This window comes from Synechococcus sp. A18-25c (assembly GCF_014280035.1).
Lineage (GTDB): Bacteria > Cyanobacteriota > Cyanobacteriia > PCC-6307 > Cyanobiaceae > Synechococcus_C.
Genome location: NZ_CP047957.1, coordinates 1,387,508 through 1,404,961 on the forward strand (window position 1 = coordinate 1,387,508; position 17,454 = coordinate 1,404,961).

At 56.0% G+C, this 17,454-nt stretch carries 15 protein-coding genes; 10 read left to right on the plus strand and 5 right to left on the minus strand.

What is annotated here, in order from left to right; genetic code table 11:
• Positions 1–60 precede the first annotated feature (60 nt).
• The 3 genes from SynA1825c_RS07740 to SynA1825c_RS07750 all read left to right on the plus strand — a co-directional run bounded on the left by SynA1825c_RS07740 (position 61) and on the right by SynA1825c_RS07750 (position 5,030).
• Complete coding sequence (locus SynA1825c_RS07740) at positions 61–978, plus strand: branched-chain amino acid transaminase (RefSeq protein ID WP_186468788.1); 918 nt, start codon at positions 61–63, stop codon at positions 976–978.
• Positions 979–1,063: 85 nt separating this feature from the next.
• Positions 1,064–4,690: a methionine synthase gene (gene metH / locus SynA1825c_RS07745; protein ID WP_186468789.1), complete on the plus strand. Its 3,627-nt coding sequence runs from the start codon at positions 1,064–1,066 to the stop codon at positions 4,688–4,690.
• 67 nt (positions 4,691–4,757) lie between these two features.
• Complete coding sequence (locus SynA1825c_RS07750; RefSeq protein WP_186468790.1) at positions 4,758–5,030, plus strand: DUF4090 family protein; 273 nt, start codon at positions 4,758–4,760, stop codon at positions 5,028–5,030.
• Between the two features lie 31 nt (positions 5,031–5,061).
• Here SynA1825c_RS07750 and SynA1825c_RS07755 read toward each other — a convergent pair whose 3' ends face one another.
• Positions 5,062–5,292: a hypothetical protein gene (locus tag SynA1825c_RS07755; protein ID WP_011933185.1), complete on the minus strand. Its 231-nt coding sequence runs from the start codon at positions 5,290–5,292 to the stop codon at positions 5,062–5,064.
• A 111-nt stretch (positions 5,293–5,403) separates the two neighbouring features.
• Here SynA1825c_RS07755 and SynA1825c_RS07760 point away from each other — a divergent pair, with 111 nt between their 5' ends.
• On the plus strand, positions 5,404–5,811 hold the full coding sequence (locus SynA1825c_RS07760; RefSeq protein ID WP_186468791.1) for a DUF2237 family protein: 408 nt from the start codon (positions 5,404–5,406) through the stop codon (positions 5,809–5,811).
• On the opposite strand, the gene SynA1825c_RS07765 is transcribed toward SynA1825c_RS07760, so the two are convergent.
• The gene (locus SynA1825c_RS07765) at positions 5,793–6,521 is read right to left on the minus strand and encodes an SDR family NAD(P)-dependent oxidoreductase (protein WP_186468792.1); all 729 of its coding nucleotides are present in this window, start codon (positions 6,519–6,521) and stop codon (positions 5,793–5,795) included. The genes SynA1825c_RS07760 and SynA1825c_RS07765 overlap by 19 nt on opposite strands.
• Positions 6,522–6,545: 24 nt before the next feature.
• On the opposite strand from SynA1825c_RS07765, the gene SynA1825c_RS07770 reads away from it, so the two are divergent.
• The 3 genes from SynA1825c_RS07770 to SynA1825c_RS07780 are packed head-to-tail and all read left to right on the plus strand — an operon-like array spanning position 6,546 to position 9,003.
• A complete protein-coding gene (locus tag SynA1825c_RS07770) occupies positions 6,546–7,472 on the plus strand; it encodes a SpoIID/LytB domain-containing protein (RefSeq protein ID WP_186468793.1) in 927 nt (308 codons plus the stop codon).
• A complete protein-coding gene (locus SynA1825c_RS07775) occupies positions 7,465–8,373 on the plus strand; it encodes an ATP adenylyltransferase (protein ID WP_186468794.1) in 909 nt (302 codons plus the stop codon). Before SynA1825c_RS07770 ends, SynA1825c_RS07775 begins: the two co-directional genes overlap by 8 nt.
• A gap of 36 nt (positions 8,374–8,409) precedes the next feature.
• On the plus strand, positions 8,410–9,003 hold the full coding sequence (locus SynA1825c_RS07780; protein ID WP_186468795.1) for a sigma-70 family RNA polymerase sigma factor: 594 nt from the start codon (positions 8,410–8,412) through the stop codon (positions 9,001–9,003).
• Here the strand turns inward: SynA1825c_RS07780 and SynA1825c_RS07785 are convergent.
• A complete protein-coding gene (locus tag SynA1825c_RS07785) occupies positions 8,985–9,167 on the minus strand; it encodes a hypothetical protein (protein WP_186468796.1) in 183 nt (60 codons plus the stop codon). The two genes, SynA1825c_RS07780 and SynA1825c_RS07785, sit on opposite strands and share 19 nt — an antisense overlap.
• A 231-nt stretch (positions 9,168–9,398) precedes the next feature.
• On the opposite strand from SynA1825c_RS07785, the gene SynA1825c_RS07790 reads away from it, so the two are divergent.
• Together SynA1825c_RS07790 and SynA1825c_RS07795 are read left to right on the plus strand one after the other, a co-directional pair.
• Positions 9,399–10,916 carry a DUF3370 domain-containing protein gene (locus SynA1825c_RS07790; protein ID WP_255478313.1) on the plus strand — a complete coding sequence of 506 codons (1,518 nt, stop codon included), beginning with the start codon at positions 9,399–9,401 and terminating at the stop codon, positions 10,914–10,916.
• Positions 10,917–10,949: 33 nt separating this feature from the next.
• Complete coding sequence (locus tag SynA1825c_RS07795) at positions 10,950–12,041, plus strand: ribbon-helix-helix protein, CopG family (RefSeq protein ID WP_186468798.1); 1,092 nt, start codon at positions 10,950–10,952, stop codon at positions 12,039–12,041.
• A 1,003-nt stretch (positions 12,042–13,044) separates the two neighbouring features.
• Here the strand turns inward: SynA1825c_RS07795 and SynA1825c_RS07800 are convergent.
• Positions 13,045–13,539, minus strand: a complete 495-nt coding sequence (locus tag SynA1825c_RS07800; protein WP_186468799.1) for an allophycocyanin subunit alpha-B — start codon at positions 13,537–13,539, stop codon at positions 13,045–13,047.
• 80 nt (positions 13,540–13,619) lie between these two features.
• Between SynA1825c_RS07800 and rlmD the strand changes: the two genes are divergently transcribed.
• Positions 13,620–15,020: a 23S rRNA (uracil(1939)-C(5))-methyltransferase RlmD gene (gene rlmD / locus SynA1825c_RS07805; protein ID WP_186468800.1), complete on the plus strand. Its 1,401-nt coding sequence runs from the start codon at positions 13,620–13,622 to the stop codon at positions 15,018–15,020.
• Here the strand turns inward: rlmD and pheT are convergent.
• Entirely contained in the window at positions 14,989–17,445 is a 2,457-nt protein-coding gene (pheT, locus tag SynA1825c_RS07810) for a phenylalanine--tRNA ligase subunit beta (protein ID WP_186468801.1), read from the minus strand. The genes rlmD and pheT overlap by 32 nt on opposite strands.
• Positions 17,446–17,454: the final 9 nt, after the last annotated feature.

Below are 17,454 nucleotides of genomic sequence, written 5' to 3' on the forward strand. Positions count from 1 at the left end.
CAGAGCAGGCAGCGATCGGGAACTGACGGGTGAGAAGATCTGGTCAACGGATCCACTGCGATGCATCAGTTCCTCCCATACGCCTGGTTCCAAGGACGCTGCGTTCCTTTCGAGGACGCCAAGGTGTCAGTGGCGACCCATGCCCTCCACTACGGAACTGGAGCCTTCGGTGGAATGCGCGCCATTCCCGATCCAAAACAACCAGGAGGCATGCTGCTGTTCCGGCCTGACCGGCATGCCAGGCGCCTGTCGCAGAGTGCCCGACTGCTGCTAGCGGAGCTCACAGAACAGACCGTGATGGAAGCGCTCACGGCCATGCTCCGGGCCAACAAGCCATCCACACCGATTTATCTGCGTCCCTTCGTTTACACCAGTGACCTTGGCATCGCCCCGAGGCTGCACAACATCGAAACCGATTTTCTGATCTATGGACTGGAGCTTGGGGACTATCTCTCACCGGAGGGAGTGAGCTGCCGCATCAGCAGCTGGACTCGGCAGGAAGATCGTTCCCTGCCGCTGCGCGGAAAAATCAGTGGTGCCTACATCACCAGCTCCCTGGCCAAAACAGAAGCTGTGGCCAGCGGATTCGATGAAGCCTTACTGATGAACACCCGGGGCAAGGTGAGTGAGGCCAGTGGCATGAACCTGTTCATCGTTCGCGATGGAACGCTGATCACACCTGGCGTTGATCAGGACATTCTTGAGGGCATCACGCGGGCCAGCGTGATTGAACTGGCCAAAAGCATGGGCATCGAAGTGATCGAACGTCCCGTTGACAAAACCGAATTGTTCATCGCGGACGAGGTCTTCCTGACAGGAACCGCGGCCAAAATCAGTCCGATCCGCCAATTGGAATCGACGGTCCTTTCCGACCGTCGTCCGCTAATGGAGGCGCTGAGGACCAAGCTGGTGGCCATCACCGAGGGGCGAGACGAGGAATTCGCCCACTGGGTAACCCGGATTGAATTGGACGGCTGAGAGGTTCTCTCACCACCCAGGAAGGCTTCACGCCACGAACATCAGAGCCGACGGTTCTTAGGATGGTTGGATCGAAATCGCGTTGATGCAGGCAGTCCAGAACAACACCATCACCGAATCCTCCCGCTTTCTCAAGCGACTTCACGACCCAAGTCGACCGGTGCTGGTGTTTGACGGAGCCACGGGGACTTCCCTGCAGCAGCTGGATCTCAGTGCCGATGATTTCGGTGGAGAAGCCCTGGAGGGCTGCAACGAAAATTTGGTGATCACCAGGCCCGATGCAGTCCAGGCTGTGCATCGACAGTTTCTTGATGCGGGCTGCGATGTGATCGAGACAGACACCTTTGGTGCTGCATCCGTCGTTCTTGCGGAATACGGGCTGGAAGATCACGCCTTCGCCTTGAACAAGCGTGCAGCAGAACTGGCTCGGGAGATGGCCGACCAATACAGCACGACTGACAAACCACGTTTTGTCGCTGGGTCCATGGGGCCGACCACGAAGTTGCCGACCCTCGGGCACATTGATTTCGACACCCTGCGCGAATCCTTCCGCGATCAGGCCGCCGGGCTGCTCGCTGGCAATGTCGATCTGTTCATCATCGAAACCTGTCAGGACGTCCTTCAGATCAAGGCGGCGCTACAGGGCGTCGAGGATGCCTTTGAGGTCAGTGGCCAACGTCGGCCGCTGATGGTCTCTGTGACCATGGAGACCACCGGAACGATGCTGGTGGGTTCCGACATCGCAGCGGTTGTGTCGATCCTGGAACCCTTTCCGATCGACGTTCTTGGCCTGAATTGCGCCACGGGCCCGGAACAGATGAAGGAGCACATCAAATATCTGTCCGAACACTCCCCTTTTGTGGTGAGTTGCATCCCCAATGCAGGACTACCGGAGAACATCGGCGGCGTAGCGCATTACCGACTCACTCCGATTGAGTTGAAGATGCAGTTGATGCACTTCGTGCAGGATCTTGGCGTGCAGGTCATCGGGGGATGCTGTGGCACCACTCCTGCCCACATTCAATCGCTCTCAGAGATCTCTACCGAATTGACTCCAGCTCACAGGGATGTGAGGAAACATCACCACGAACGCCAACAATTCAATTACGAGCCCGCCGTTTCCTCGATCTACGGCTCCACTCCTTACTTTCAGGACAATTCGTTCCTGATCATTGGAGAACGGCTGAACGCCAGCGGATCAAAAAAAGTTCGTGAGCTGCTCAATGAGGAAGACTGGGACGGACTTGTGGCCGTCGCGCGCGGACAGGTCAAGGAAAATGCCCACGTCCTCGATGTCAACGTCGACTACGTTGGCCGTGATGGGGAAAAAGACATGCACGCGTTGGTGACCCGTGTGGTCACGAACGTGGATCTTCCTCTGATGCTCGACTCCACTGAGTGGCAGAAGATGGAAGCGGGATTGAAGGTCGCTGGAGGGAAGTGCATTCTCAACTCCACTAACTACGAAGACGGTGACGAACGATTTTTCAAAGTTTTAGAACTTGCGCGTCGTTACGGTGCTGGTGTTGTCATCGGCACCATTGATGAAGATGGCATGGCGAGAACGGCCGAGAAAAAGGTTGCCATCGCAAAACGTGCTTATCGCGATGCCGTGGAATTCGGTATCCCCGCTAGAGAAATTTTCTACGACCCTTTGGCACTGCCAATCTCAACAGGAATTGAGGAAGATCGCCGCAACGGCATCGAAACCATCGAGGCTATCCGAAGAATTCGCAGCGAACTTCCCGGTGTCCATATGATTCTAGGTGTATCCAATGTGAGTTTCGGTCTTTCCCCTGCAGCACGCATTACGCTCAATTCAGTGTTTCTTCATGACTGCTGCGAAGCTGGCATGGATGCCGCGATCGTCTCGCCGGCCAAGATCCTGCCCTTGATCAAGATCGACGAAGCCCATCAACTGGTCTGCCGGGATCTCATCAATGATTCTCGTCGCTTTGATGGTGATGTCTGTACCTACGATCCACTGACAGAGCTCACAACGCTTTTTGAAGGTGTTTCAACCAAGGACGCACGCTCCTCCGGGCCATCGCTGGCCGATCTGCCAGTGGAAGAGCGCCTGAAGCAACACATCATTGATGGAGAAAGGATTGGCCTTGAGGATGCCCTAACCGAAGGACTTGGCCAGTACAAGCCTCTCGAAATAGTTAACACTTACCTTCTCGATGGCATGAAGGTGGTCGGAGAGCTATTTGGCTCAGGTCAGATGCAACTTCCTTTCGTTTTGCAATCGGCAGAAACAATGAAAGCCGCTGTGGCTTTTCTTGAACCTCACATGGAGAAAACTGACGGAGAGAGATCTGCGAAGGCAAAATTCTTGATCGCTACCGTTAAAGGAGACGTTCATGACATCGGCAAAAATCTTGTTGACATCATTCTCACCAATAATGGCTATGAGGTGATCAATCTGGGGATCAAACAGGATGTTGGGGCCATCATTGCTGCACAGCAGGAACATCAGGCTGACTGCATCGCCATGAGCGGCTTGTTGGTGAAATCAACGGCTTTCATGAAAGACAATTTATCGGCATTCAATGAGGCGGGAATCAATGTTCCCGTAGTGCTCGGAGGAGCGGCCTTAACCCCGAGATTTGTACACAAAGACTGCAGCGAGGTTTACAACGGAAAAGTGATTTACGGCCGTGACGCCTTCACTGATCTTCGATTCATGGATGCCTATGTCGAAGCTCAGCAGGCTGACAGTTGGGACAACATTCAAGGATTTTTGAACGGCACGCCCGAGGGGATCTCTCTTGGAGGTGACAACACTGTTGAGAACGACAGCGCAACTTCACCATCCAACAGTGACGGCGACGCCGATCAAGCTAGCGCTGCAGCATCGCAACCGATCAGCACTGAGCGTTCGACCACAGTTCCTGAGGAGGTCGCTGTTCAGCCTACTTTCCTTGGTTCAAAGGTTTTGCAGGGTGAATCGGAGATTCCCCTCAACGAGGTGATTGCTTATCTCGATCGGCAGGCCTTGTTCGCAGGCCAGTGGCAGATACGTAAAGCCAAAGGCCAATCACGCGAAGCTTATGAGGCTGATCTCGAAGCGAAGGCTGAGCCGGTTCTTCAACAGTGGCTCAGGCGATCCATCGATGAACGTCTGCTGCAACCGGCAGTGGCCTACGGCTATTTCCCCTGCGGTCGTGATGGAAATGATGTGGTTGTTTTTGATCCGAGTGGATCCTCTCAGCTAGGACGCTTCGCGCTTCCCCGACAGCGAGGTGGAAACAGATACTGCATCGCCGATTTCTACCGTGATCTCGACGATGGACGCCCCACGGACGTTTTGCCCATGCAGGCGGTCACCATGGGTGAACAGGCCTCGCTGTTCGCTCAGCGTCTGTTTGAAGCCGATTCCTACAGCGACTATCTCTACTTCCATGGACTTGCAGTTCAGATGGCCGAGGCACTGGCCGAATGGACTCATGCCCGTATCCGCCGAGAATGTGGCTTTGCTGACGCCCAGGGAATGGCTCTGCGCGATGTTCTGGCTCAGCGTTATCGGGGCAGTCGCTATTCCTTCGGGTACCCGGCATGTCCCAACGTGGCAGATTCGCGGCAGCAACTGCTCTGGTTAGGTGCTGACCGGATCGGCCTCAAAATGGATGAAAGCGACCAATTGCATCCAGAGCAGAGCACCACGGCTTTGGTGGCACTGCACAGCACTGCGCGTTACTTCAGCGCCTAGTGCAAGGATCCTGAATCCACAACGCTGGCTGCTGCAGACTGCTCCGGCCATCATCTGTTGAACCACCATGGATCTGAGTGGGCCTGACGCCATCGATAAGGCCATTGCTGCAGGCATCGACCTCGACGGGTCTTCTCTCCCTGCTGAGATGCTGACGCTCTATCGAGAGGTGATGGATCTCGAAGGCCAGCGCAAACGCAGTGGTGTGCGCAAATCGATGCGCAACCGTGTGGTTCGTACCGGCGCCAAGCATTTCGATCAGAAAACCCTGAATGGGCGCCTGATCGCTGCTGGCTGGGAGGGTCTGAAAGACAAGGAAATCAGCTTCTTCTACGGCTGACCCGAGCCGTCATTGGATGGAGCTCTGCCGCTCAGTCCTGGCAGAGCTTCTCCATCGTGTCGATCACTTCCTGTTGAAACTCGTCAAGAGCACTTGACTCGCTGAGGTCAATTCCCTCTCCCGCAGCATTTTGCGCGAGATCCTGGAAATGGAATGCCCCTTCCCCATTGGCCAGAAACTCGATGGCCGAGGACTCTCCGCTTTCGCGGAAGGCATCGCAGAGGGCGAGAAACGCCGCGTCTTCAGTGAACTCCCAATCCATCGAGGAGGCATAACTGATTGACCTTTAACGCCTTGCCCCCGGGATCCGTCAACCACCTTGTCGCGCAATGTGCCACTCCTTCGGCAGACTCCTGGGGGTTTCTGCATCATCATGAGCTCCGAGTCATCTGCCCAGAACAAGGATCAGAACTGCGATCTGAACGTTCTCGGCTCTCCCCTCGAGCTCTGCGGATGCGAACCGATGACCGGATGGTTTCGCGATGGTTTCTGTCGGACGGATGTTGCCGATCTCGGACAACACAGCGTCTGCTGCGTGATGACCGAAAGCTTTCTCAGCTACAGCAAAGCCCAGGGCAATGACCTCAGTACGCCGGTGCCAGCCTTCTCCTTCCCCGGGCTCCAACCGGGCGATCACTGGTGTGTCTGCGCTCCGCGTTGGAAACAGGCCTACGACGATGGAATGGCCCCACCCGTGAGGCTTGAAGCCACAGCGATGAGCGCCACGGATGTGATTCCCCTTGAAGTACTGAAAGCCTGCACCTACCAGGGGATGACCTGACCGTCCCAGGCCAGAAACTGACCCGTGTGCTCAGGAGCCTGCTCCATCAGGACATCGACGAGATGACCGGCAGCACGTTCAGGGCTAAACAATTGCTCCTTAGGGACAAAGCTCTGAAACGGTTTGGACAAGCTGGTGTCGGTGGTTCCAGGATGCAGAAGCGTCACCGTTGCCATCGGAAACCGTCGTGACCATTCCAGGCTCAGGCAGCGCAGCATCATGTTCTGTGCAGCCTTCGCGCTGCGATAGGCATACCATCCACCACTGCGGTTATCGCCGATGCTGCCGACGCGAGCACTAAGGCTTGCGAAGTGGAAGGGTTGATTTCTGTTCAGAGCAGGCTCAATCGCTTTCGCGAGCAGGAGCGGTCCTGCAGCATTGATCCGAAACGACTCGACCAATGCTGCCGACTGAACCTGCTGCAACCGTTTTTCCGGCTGGATGGAAGGACCATGCAGGCGTCCAGTGGCGTTGAACACCAGGCGCAAGGGCTGTGAAGCGTCTCGGAGACGATCGGTGAGTGACGCGAGGCTGTCATCGGATTCCAGATCGAGAGGCCACTCGTCATTGGTCGTCGGACAGCGTGTGACCAGAGTCACGTCAAGAGCAGGACACCGCGCAGCCAATTGCTGACGCAAGGCGCGTCCAATCCCTCCACCGCCGACCACCAATGCGCGTCCTTGCCAGCCAGCTGAGCTCAGTTGAGGCATGATTCCAACGCCGCTGCAGCGGATATGCGTTTAATCCAGCCACTGTTGCTAACGCTGACCGCGAGTGTGGCCGCTGCGGCATCCGTCGTCGTGCTCACGGATGGATTGACCGTCTGGTCATCGTCATTGGAAACCGATGCGATGCTCAGTGCTCTAGTGAATGGCGATCACAGCGCTACCCGCTCTCCACACCAGTCAACCGATCGGGCAAGCGTCCGTGATACGACAAGCGTTTATGCAATTTCACCTGACGGCTACTCCATCGACCCCCTGCTTCGGGTCGCGTTGCTCAGTCAGCGCCCGGTCCGTATCGTCCAACCCCAGGGTCGGACAACCTGCAGCACCTCTGAAGGTGCTCCGGTGTCTCCAGTCACTCTCAGAAAGCTGCTCAGGGGGACGACCGAAGCCTGGCTGCACTGTGGAACGGCCGAGGGTTCGGTCAAGGTCAACGGACGCACCTATCAAGGGATCGTCCATCTGATCAACCGGGGCGAAGGCTGGATCGCAGTGAACGAGATCAACATGGAGCGTTATGTCGCCTCCGTGGTGGGTGCGGAAATGCCCAGTGGCTGGAACGAGGAAGCCTTAAAAGCGCAGGCCGTTGCAGCCCGGTCCTACGGGTTGGTGCATCTGATCCGTCCTGCCAGTCCAGATTGGAACCTCGGTGATACGACCCGATGGCAGGTCTACGCAGGTCAGGCAAGCTCAACTGCGAGGTCGCTCAAGGCCACAGAGGACACCCGAGGGCTCGTCCTGAGTCATCAAGGTGGATTGGTTGAAACGCTGTATGCAGCAACTCAGACCATCGTGGAGCAAGCCCATGGTCATCTCGGCGCGAGCATGAGTCAGCACGGTGCTCAGAAGCTGGCCCAACAGGGACTCACGTACATCCAGATTCTCGAGAGGTATTACAACGGGGCAATACTGGCGAGGATTCGTCGGGATGGTTGATCAGACCTACTGGAAACGGGCGCTCGAGCGTTCAGAGCATGCTCTGAGACAGAAGGCTCTGGTGCCACTCAGCACCTCGAGGATCAAGCTGAATGGTCCGCGCGCCGATCAATTTGAATTGCGGGTGCTGAACGATCGACTGCCCAAGCATCACCGCATTGAAGGTCCCAAGGTCAATCCATTTCGGCCATGGGACACCGAGCTTGCGATTGACGATGTTGGGGACGATCACGTTTTGATCCTCAACAAATATCCGGTCCAAACCGGGCACATGCTCCTCATCACTCGGGAGTGGGCCTCTCAGGTGGATTGGCTCACACTGGACGACTGGAGAGCTTTGGTGAGCGTGGACCACGACAGCACCGGTCTTTGGTTTCTGAACAGCGGACCGTTAGCTGGCGCGAGTCAACCGCATCGACATCTTCAACTGCTGCCCCGCGACTCCAATGAACGCAGTTGCCCACGCGTCGAGTGGTTCGAACGTCTTCTTCAGGACAGATCAGCCAAGAAGGTACGTATGGATGACCCGCTCACCCAAAGCTGCGTGATCGCTAAGCGACCAAGTCCCATCGATCCGCGTCAAGAAGCCAAGGAACTGCATTCGCTGTATCGCCACTTGGGCAATGAACTGGGTTTGGGTGGCAAGCAGTCTTGTGAGCTCCCACAGGCGCCTTACAACCTGTTGCTGACGCAATCCTGGATGGCATTGATCCGGCGGAAATGTGAGGAGGCGTGTGGATTCAGCATCAATGCACTGGGCTTTGCTGGTTACCTCCTGGCCACAGACCAGTCTGATCAGGCCTTGATGCAACACAAGGGTGCCGAGGCAGTGCTTCGACAAGTGGTCTCCCCGCTTGGTGATCTCACGGATGACACCCCAATGTCAGTGGTGACTGTCTGAAAGAACCCCCTTCGAGGCGTTCCTTCCGACAGACCGATGAACACGTTGAACAGAAACCGCAATGCCAGGGTTGAACAACACCTGACCATTGTTGACCCCGTCGCGAGGCATTACGCCGCGTCAAGCGGACAAGACCAGGAAGACCTCAGGCAGGTGGGCTTGCTTGGTCTCCTGCGGGCTGCTGAGCGCTTTGAACCCAACAGGTCAGTGCCCTTTGCGGCGTTTGCCAAACCCCATATCCGAGGAGCAATCTTGCATTACCTCAGAGATGGCGCGGCCTTGATGCGCATTCCACGCCGAGATCAGGGGGCTGCATCGCATTCGTCCATCTTGATGAATGCGGCGAAGCAGCGACGCTCACTGATCACCAGTGATCTGGACCAACTGCTTTCGATGGAACCCGTGAGAACGGAGCCCGAACAACTTGAATGCAGCAGAGCAGTAATGACAGCCCTCGCCGATTTGGACAAGCCGGAGCGTCAAGCCGTTACCCACGTCGTTTTGAAAGGGCAAAGCCTCAGACAAGCCGGCCGCTGCATTGGCGTCAGCGCCATGACGGTTCAGCGCCGTTTGAAACGAGGACTGAACAGCCTGAGACATGAACTCAGAACTCAGCCCTGGCTGGATTGATCACGTTCGATTTGTTGCTCCAATGTGGAAATCGCTGCAGAGACTGCTGCGATCTGACGCTCCAGTCCGTCGCGCCAGAAGCGAAGCATGCGCAGTTTCCTCTCTTTGTGTTGACGCTCCCAATCACCGTCAGCACAAGGAGCACAGGTAAATGAAGGAAACATGAATCCAAGATCATCGGTGTTCCCATCCTGGCGAGAAGACCGCTTTGGTTGCGCCGTTCGTTCCGACTTGGCGGTTTTTCATCTGACGATTAGGTTTGGAACTTGAGTCCTTCGGGACGCCCTGGCTGGTCGCAAATGTCTCAGAATTTCCCAGCATTGGTCCTGATCGGCGTCTCGCTCGCGACAGCCGGGACACAGGTGTTTCTCCCCGCCCACGCATACGTCCCCCTCATGGCGGGCCAACGCGCGAGGGCGTTGAATGGCAGCTTCAACAATATTCCCGTTCTTCACTCCAATCAGCCAGAAATAGTGAAAGGCCCGGGCATCCTGGTCAACACAGCACCAGGCAGCGGCATCGCATTTGAAAATAATCAGCCTATCAATAATGCAACGTTCACATTTAACGGTGCATTTGGTGTACATATGCACCATAAATACTATCCACAGGATTCAAGTAAATTAGGCGGAAGGCGTGATCGCGGCTTGCTAACAGTTGCTGCGATTGCAATCAATCCAGGATCAAAACCAATCACCCTGACCTTTAGCGAAGGTTCTGTTAAAAACAGCTTTGAAGCCCCGTATCACCCCAACAAACTGATGGGTGTCAAGCCTCTTGGTCCCAGGCCATGGAATACAGGACCTGGAGATGCAACGGCTGTTCAAATTCTTCGTGGTGAGCTCGATCGCAAACTGCCGCAGGAAATCGTCATACCTCCCAACAGCAGTAAAGTAATTGTCAGCACTATTCTCCCAGCTCGGGGAATCATGAACGGCTTGTTGCGTGGACAAAGCAATGGCCCATTCCACATGGCTGTTGTTGCTGCTGAGGAAACGCGAAATGAACAGGACCTGATCGCTGTTCTCGATCGAGGTCGTTTGGCTCCAGGCCGAATCTATTTAAATCGTATTCGTGAGATTGAAACTGGTCAGGTGTTTTCACGCGTTGCTGGCGTTGCACTCGGTGATCAATATTCAGCAGTGATTCAGCACGATCTGGATCAAGGTCCATTGCACGTGCCTTTAACCAGCACAAGCAAACACCATTTTGGAACACGCGATATTCAGGTGAATCAACTCAGCACACGCATGATTGATTCAGCTGTCAACAACGTTGGCACTTATGGCGTGAGATTTGACGTGGAAATGAATCTTTTCGGAGATGGTGATCATGAATTGGTCTTGAGTCATCCAGTTGCAGCAGGACGCTCACCCTTCACAGCATTCCGTGGTTCCATCGGCATCCAAACCGATGAGGGATACAAAGAGGTTCATGTGGGAATGCGTTCGGGTCAAAGCCTTTCAATTTCTGATCTCAATCTTCAGGAAGGAACCAATAATCTTGTCAAGGTCAGTCTTGTCTATCCAGCAGATGCCACACCGGGACATTTGCTCAGTGTTGTACCCGTGACGCAACTGGCAGTCCTGCGCCAGCGTGAACAGATGCTGGACGCTGCGCGTCAGGCTGCCAGCGAATCCAAGACGCGAACTGTGACTCCACAGCAGGCGCCGCCGGCGGTCACTCAGCACGTTGAGCCAACACCCACGCCAGATCCACAGCTAGAACCTGGCACCGAACCGGTGCAACCCTTATCACCACCCCCAATGATCGTGTCACCACGTGGCGGTGGCTCGTCTTTGATGCCAGCGGCAATAATCATGCCTCAGAGGGTGAACAATTCACTGGAGCAGCGGTACCGTGAAGCCATCCGCGCTCAGCAGGACTGGCTGCGTCGCCTTCAGGGTCAGTAATCGGGTGTTTGTGGATTTGTTCAGCAAAGGTTTATGAGCGGCAAGCGCATCAGCCTGGAATTGCCTGAAGAGCTTGTCGAACAAATCGACTGCCTTCGCAAAGATTGGAAGATTCGATCCAGAGGTGAGTGTTTACGCCGTCTTCTCGAGGAAATTTTTCAGCCGGACGCTGAGGAGCAGGAGTCATCGGTTGTCGAGGCTCCGCACTTCGACTCCCCTGAGAAGGAGACGAGCGCAGGATCACCGTCGCGTGACCGCCCATCCGCACCATCACCGGTTGGTCTCACAGAGGGGCAACCCCTTCATCCTCGCTATGACGAAGACCGAGCGATTGTACTGGTGGGGTTTAAAGGCGGCATCGAACCTGTCTCGGCCAACAGTTCCACCGAGCAGAAACGCAATCTCGACACTTCTCCAAAGCGCTCATCGAGCGCTGGCGGTGGCATCGATCTTCCCGGTTTTGTGCGCAAACGCAGCAGTGCCATTCGTGAAAGCCTGAGCACTCCGCCCCAAGCCAGCGCAGAGATACCCGTCGTTCCGGTGATTCGTGAATCGGAACTGCAGCAATGGTTTGAGGTCGCATTGAACCACTGGATCAATCTCTATGGATCCAGCCCTGGAGCCACCGTGATGGAGGCGGTGATGCTCTGGATGGCTCGTGATATTTGGCCCCATATCGATGGCAGTGAAGGACGCACCTTCACCTGGAGTCAGGTGAATCAATCCATGCAGCAATACTGCACCGAATGGATGGTTCCATCGCCGCGATTCGAACAGGTGATCGTGGCTGCAGCTGTCTTAGAAGATCCCTTCGCCAGTGGTTCCGTTCCCGATCGAATCCCAACGCTCATCCGTCGCTTTGTGAGTCGTTTTAAGCGAAGTCGCAAAGTGACCTCATTCGAGACGCTGGAGTCGACGATGACGTTGCATGGAGCCTTGAAGCAACTGGATTTGCCAACCCAAGCGGGCCAATCGCATACGCTTCGATCCATTCGTAATGCTTACAAACGCAAAGCGGTGGAAGTGCACCCAGACTCTGGTGGGTCGACAGAAGCCATGCGTCGGCTGAATGAGGCTTATCAGATGCTGAAGGAGCTCTACAGGCAAAAAGAGTCGTCTAACTGATCTTGGGTGGACCCCGATACGAGACTCATCATGTGTCTTAAATGCAATAAATGAATTTGCACTGGATCTTCGTGCAGAGCTCGAGCAGTTCTTGAATTCGCCTTGCGGGCCAAAGAGCTGAACGCAAAATTGCGATCACTTTTTGCTTGCAGCTACTGATGTAGGGGCACGATTTGTTGGGTCGAAACCTGTCGCTAGCGTCGTAACTGAGACTTGTTAATAGTCTTATTTAAGTCTTGAATTCGATTAATGATACTGAGTTTCTGCTGCCTGATTCAAGTGACCTGGCTGAGAGTCTTGCGGAGACTGTTTGACAGCATCGGTCTTGATTGCATCAAGATCATTTTTTTCGATGGTTTTATTTGCATGGGATTGAGGTCTGGAGAGCAGCAATTCTGAACGTCGTTTCTCACGGTGTTGTCAAGGTCGCAAGCAGTGGCGAGCCGCTATTGCAACAGAGAGCGCCAAAAGCGAGCAAATGGGCTGTCCAGACGTCTTATGTCCATGTCCAAGCCTGTTTTGATGCATGCAAACGTCAACTACAGCGATGCTTCCTCGGCTTGCGTCTCTGCTGTTGACACAGTGACGCAAGCGTTGCACATGGCTCATTGCGATCCGATGATTGGTCGCAGTCGTGTCACATTCTTGAAGCCACAAGCGTCCAATGCTGGCGATCGATGTCCATCCAAAACGTGAACGCCACCGTTCAAACAAGCCCGATTGTCTCAAGTGAGATGATTGGCAAGACTCATAACAAGTCTTAAATGAGACTCTTGCGACTGGCAAGGTCGGGCTCTGAGCAATAAGTACACCAAAGTGCAGCCAACTTTGGGAAACCGAGCAACACAAGACTGATGTCGCCGATCAACCAATCAACGGATGGATTGATTATTTAATCAAGATTCGCATTCGAGACCCTAAATCAGACCCAAGGCGTGTCTTGTATGAGATGCCAAAGTCGTGAACTCACAGGCAGGGATGATGCAATCTCGAAGACCAAGCTTTAGGTGCTTGTCTGCATGCCTTGGATTAAATAGTCGAAATAAGGCGCAGCGATGGATTTTTGCTCCTCTGACAGGAGAACCAGCGCTGCTTCACGCATGCAACGCATGGCGTCCACCATCCCCGGCATCGGAACCCCGAGGCTGTTGTACATCTCTCGAGCGCCGATCAGACCAATCTGCTCGATCATCTCGGTGCTTCCCGCCAGAACCCCGTAAGTCACCAGACGCAGATACCAGCTGTAGTCCCGCAAGCACTGGGCCCGTTGTTTCTGGCCATACGCGTTACCACCAGGGGCGACATATTCAGGGCGCAGGCTGAACAGCTGCTTTGCTGATTCATCAATGATCTTCTTTTCGCTGTCGGTGAGGATCTTCACGACAGACAAGCGAATCGATCCCTGGCTGAGGTACTCCACCATGGAGCGAAGCTCACCACTGCTGGGGTAACGCAGGTCGTCATCGGCCTGGAGGATCAAATCCCTTACAACGCTCATGACGGCTGGCATGCTGAAGAGAGTTTAAAGCGCTTCAACCCCTGTCATGGCTGGGTGCCGTGGGGTGTTACGCCATTGCAATGACAGCGATCAAGGACACGCCACAACCGGGGCTGATCATCACGGTGTTCGGCGAGGACCTGGACCAGCAAGGACGGGGGCTTGCCCGTTGGAACGACTGGGTCATCGCGGTGCCCGAACTGCTTCCAGGAGAAGAAGCCAAAGTTCAGCTTCAGCAACGCCAACGGCGCATGTGGCTGGCCCGTCGCCTGGAAACGCTTCAGCCGTCAACCGATGCACGTCGGCCACCCTGCATCCTGGCCCACAAATGCGGCGGATGTTCCCTTCAACATCTCTCGGTCGAAGGGCAAAACGCTTGGAAACAGAGGCATCTTCACAACACACTCACGAGGATTGGAAAGCTCAGTGCACCCCTCAGTCCCCTCATCAGCCCCGAATCTGAATCCCTGGGGTACCGCAATCGTGCCCTGATTCCTCTGTTGATGGAGGGAAGCAACCTGCGCCTCGGGTATTACCGCCGAGGCAGCCATCGGATCGTCAACCTCAACCATTGCCCGGTTCTGGATCCAAGACTGGATGCCTTGATTCCAGAGATCAAAGCGGATCTGCTGTCCACTGGCTGGGTCATGGATTCTGATTTCCGTGGCAAAGCAGGGCTTCGCCATCTCGGGCTTCGTATTGGCGTCCGGACTGGAGATGTCTTGATTTCTCTGATCTCAGCAACGGAGGTTTTGCCGGGAATCGACGGCTTGAGTGAACGTTGGATAAAACGATGGCCCCAGGTGAAAGGGGTGACCCTCAATCTGCAACCGCGTCGATCTAATACGGTGCTTGGCGAGCAAACCATCTGTCTGCAGGGGCAGGATTCGATCGATGAGCAGTTCTGTGGGCTGAAGCTCGAACTGGGAACCACCACGTTCTTCCAAGTGAACACGGCCCGTGCCGAACGGGCGGTGGTGATGATCTGTGATTGGCTCTCCACATCAGGAGAACCTTTGCGCGTCATTGATGCCTACTGCGGGATCGGCACCATTGCGCTTCCGATTGCTGCTCACGGCCACAGCGTGACTGGACTGGAGATCAGTTCGGCATCCATCCGCCATGCCCAGCGCAATGCATCAAGAAACAATCTGCAGAACACAGAATTCATCGACGGAGATGTGATCAAGCATCTCCAAGAGCTGCTTCCACATCACGACGCTCTTGTGGTGGACCCTCCCCGGAAGGGCCTGAGCCCTGACGTGTTGGCGATGATCCTGAAGCAGCCACCCCATCGCTTGGCCTACCTCAGTTGCGATCCCGCGACACTGGCGCGGGATCTTCGCGAATTAGCAAGCGATCAAGGCCCCTACAAGATCGAGGCGATCCAGCCGATGGACTTCTTTCCCCAAACGTCCCATCTGGAATGTCTGGTCTTGATGCGGTCAATCAACTGCGCAGCTCAACCTGGAACTGCTTGACCAACGCTTGGCGCACCTTGTCGTGCACCGGTTGAATTTGCTCATCGGTGAGCGTGCTGTCTTTACCGCGATACCGAAGACGAAAAGCCTGACTGCACTGCGCGTCACTGAGTTGACCGCCTTCGAAGCGATCAATCAGTTCCACGGACTCCAGCAACGGCTTGCCCGCTTTGCGAATGGCCTGCAACAGCTCGCCTGATGGGAGGCTGCGCGGCACCACCATGGCGAGATCCCGTTCAGATGCAGGCAACGTGGAGTAGGCCTTGAATTGCGGGCTCCAACGGTTGCTTCGCGTCGCTGCTGCGAGCAGGCGCGCCAGATCCAGATCAAACAAATAAGTCTCCGCAGGCAATTGCTCGCTCTCGCACAGCGCCGGATGAAGTTGCCCAAAACAGCCCAGAGGACGGCCTTCCACGACCAAGCTGGCAGCGCGTCCAGGGTGCAAACGCTGATCGTCGTTCAGTCGCTTGTCTTGCACTTCAATCCCAAGCGACGCCAGCACCGATGCCAGAACACCACGGGCCTGGTGATAGGTCAGCGGTTGCGGCTTACCGCTTGTCTGCCAACGGGACAGGCGCCGCTCACCACAGATGACACCGCTGAGCCGTGAGTCCTGAGCAATCGACTCACCTTCGGGACGGAAAACATGACCGATTTCGAACACCCAGCAACCCGGTTGGGACGCTTGCAGATTGCGTCGACAGACTTGGAGGTGCTCCTGCCAGAGAGACGTGCGCAGGTGGCTTGTTTCCGCAAGCAAAGGGTTGCTGATCCCAATGCGATTGGGGTCATTCACATCAGCACTGGTGAGTGACAGCGTGGTGATCTCCTGAAGACCATTGGCAGAGAAGCGCTGACGCAGTCGACGTTCGGCTTGCTGCGCCAAAGTCAGCTGACCAGGTCGGAGTGGATCAGGAAGATGAGACTGGAACCGGTCGAAGCCCACGAGACGGGCCACCTCTTCAATCAGGTCCACTTCGCGCAGGAGATCCATCCGTCTGGAAGGGGGCGCAACCACCGTCCATCCATCCTCCGTGGGGGTCAGTGCACAACCGAGGGCCGACAGACATGCCTCGACCTGTTCATCTGAAAGATCAACGGCATGAGTCGCTTCATCCGTGGCCGCGAGTGGACCCAGCAGGCGATGCAACGCATGACGCCGCAGCGTCACGACGGGGTCAGGTCCCTGCTCGGCAGAACATTGCCAGCACGTTCCTACCTGCGCACCTTGCATGTCAGCCATCAACGCGAGAGCCCGACCAGCCGCCAGCAAAGTGACCTCCCGCGGCAGGCCCTTCTCGTAACGGGTGCTGGCATCGGTTCGCTGCCCGGTGGCCCGGCTGTTGTTGCGCACCGATGTGGGGGTGAACAGTGCCGATTCAAGCCAGATGCGCTTGGTGCTGTCGGTCACACCACTTTCGGCACTCCCCATCACCCCAGCCACGGCCACGGCACGGTCGCGACAGGTCACCACCTGCACGCGCTCATCCAGGTTGATTTCGCGACCATCAAGACCGGTGAACAGCTCATCGGTGCGGGCCTGTCGCAACCCGAAGTCAGAGGCCTGGATGCTCTGACCACAGAGGGATTCCAGGGCATCGGCGTCGAAGGCATGCAACGGCTGTCCCTGCTCCAGCATCACCAGGTTGGTGATGTCCACCACTGCATTGACAGGGTTGACCCCTCCCCTCTGCAGCCGCTGCTGCAGCCACTGGGGAGACCGCGCAGACCCATCGACCCCTTGAACGGCCGTCAGTGCATAGATGCCTCCGGTCGTCATCGCCTCCGCGGATGCCGCATCCGGTTGCAGGGATTCAATCTGCTCCGGAGCGTTGGCGTCCGGCAGCGACAGATCAGCCCCCGTTAAGGCCGCTACTTCTCTGGCGATCCCTGTCATTGAGAGACCATCCGGACGATTGGCCGTGATTGCCAGCTCCAGAACCGTGTCATCGAGACCGAGCACCGGAGCAATCGGTGAACCGGGTTCAGGAAGCTCGTCCACCAGATCGTCCAGGATGGCAATGCCATCGACATCGCTGCTCTGCCCGAGTTCGGACAGGGAGCAGATCATTCCCTGACTGCTGACTCCTCGCAGCTCCCCTGCCTTGATGGTGAGATTCACCGCCGGGAGGACAGCGCCCACAGTGGCGACGGGGACATGAATCCCTGCACGCACATTCTTCGCACCACAGACGATCTGCAACGGTTCGTCCGTACCGACATTCACCTTGCAGACGCTCAGCTTGTCGGCATTGGGATGCTTGTCACGCTCCAGCACATGACCGACCACGACACCCTGGGTCAGGCTGGAGAGATCGTCGAGCTCCTCCACTTCGAAACCGGCCATCGACAACCGTTCACCCAGCTGTGAAGCGGGTTCATTCACCTGCACAAGATCCTTAAGCCAGGAGAGAGAAACCCGCATCGGGAGGTG